Annotated in this window: 1 protein-coding gene; it reads left to right on the forward strand. The window is 78.5% G+C overall.

Annotated features, from left to right (window positions below; genetic code table 11):
- Positions 1-82 precede the first annotated feature (82 nt).
- Positions 83-1,659: FHA domain-containing protein (locus VIM26_RS19380; RefSeq protein WP_331954273.1), on the forward strand; the 1,577-nt coding region annotated here is incomplete at its 3' end.

A 1,659-nucleotide genomic window follows, 5' to 3' on the forward strand; every position in this document is an offset into this window, starting at 1 on the left:
GGCGGGCCTGTGGATCCCGGTTTCTCCCCAGGCACCACGGGCCCGCCCCTCGTCGCCCGGGCAGCCGCGCCAAGGTGGTCGGGTGCGGCTCACCCTGGCCGGCGGTCCCGGCTCCCCCAGCCTCGACCTCGACCTGCCCGACGACGCGCGGCTCGGCGACCTTCGTCCGCACCTCGCCGAGGTGACCGGGCGCCCCGAGCTCGCCGACCCCGCGACCGTGCTCGCGGTCGAGGAGACCGTTCTGGCGGCAGACCAGCTCACCGGCCAGCTGCCGCTGGTCGCGGGTGCGGTGCTCCAGGTCGGCGCCGGCACGCCCGACGCCGACCGGCTCGCGCTGCGCAGCTCGTGGCACGTCGCGGTGATCTCCGGTCCGGACAGCGGCGCCCTCGCCGCGCTGGGCGTCGGCGACCGGCGCGGAGCAATCGTCGTCGGGCGCGCCGGGCACCTCGCGCTCGACGACGACGGGATCTCCCGGCGGCACCTCGAGCTCACGCTCGGGCGGTCGGGGCCGCGCGTACGGGATCTCGGGTCGTCCAACGGCACGCTGGTGCTCCGCGCGGGCCGCGGTCACGCGGCCGCCCACCGGCGCGGGCGACGCCTCGGGCGAGGTCCCACGTGCCGAGCGTCGCGCGCCGTGCGGGTCCGTGCCGGGGATCGGCTCTCGATCGGTGCGAGCGTGCTGGAGGTCCGCCGCGGCTGGTCCGACCGGCATGCGCCCGCGCGACCTCGCGACGGTTCCGCCGACCACCGACCGTCTGCCGGCGGGATGTCGCTGGGCATGTGGTTCGGTCCGGCGATCGGGTCGCTGGTCCTCGCGATGAGCACCGGGAACCGGCTGCTGCTCGTGCTCGCGCTGCTCGGTCCGGCCGTCGCCCTGTGGCCGGTGCTGCGCGGCCGGGCCGCTCGGCGTCGGGTGCGGCGGACAGGCCGGGCCCGCCCGGGGCATCCTTTGCGTGCCCGACGCGGTGACGGCGCGGGCGCGGCCGAGAGCCCGTCCGTCGCGGACGAGCTGCTCGTGCCGTCTCCGGCCGATCTGACGACCCATGTGCTGGCGTGCCTGACGACCGTGGCGTCGGTGGATGCGCCGGAGGGCTGGCCGGGCGTCGGCCTGCGGAGGTTGGCCCCGGACGCATGCGTCGCCGTCGTCGGGCCCCGGTCGGCGGCGCTCGGCGTGGCCCGGGCCCTGGTCGCGGCCGCACTGCTGGTCGATGTGGACAGTCCCGCCGGCGGCACCACCGGCGTCGTCGTGCGCGCCGCGGGCGGCCGCGCGGCCGACTGGGCGTGGTGCCGCTGGCTCACCCGTGGCGACCCGGCCGACGGCGCGGCACCGGTCCACCCGCTGCTCATCGCCGACGGCTGCCCGGGCAACGGGCGAACGGCCGACCTCGCGCGTCGCTGGGCGGGTGGGCACGGCGCGACGATCGTGCTGGTCGAGACCGACCGCGCCCGCGTCCCACCCTGGTGCCGGACCGTGCTGGAGGTGACTCCCGGGGCCGCCGTCGCCATGCTCGACCTGCCCGACGGCGCCCGGCGCAGGGTGCCGCTGCGCGCCGTCTCAGCGCAGTGGGCCGACGTGCACGCCCGGCGAGTTGCCGCCGTCCGGCACCGAGCACCCGCGTTCGCGCTGCCGACTGGCCCGGACGCCGCGGGCCGGGCGGC

This window comes from Pengzhenrongella sp. (assembly GCF_036565025.1).
Classification (GTDB): Bacteria; Actinomycetota; Actinomycetes; order Actinomycetales; family Cellulomonadaceae; genus Pengzhenrongella.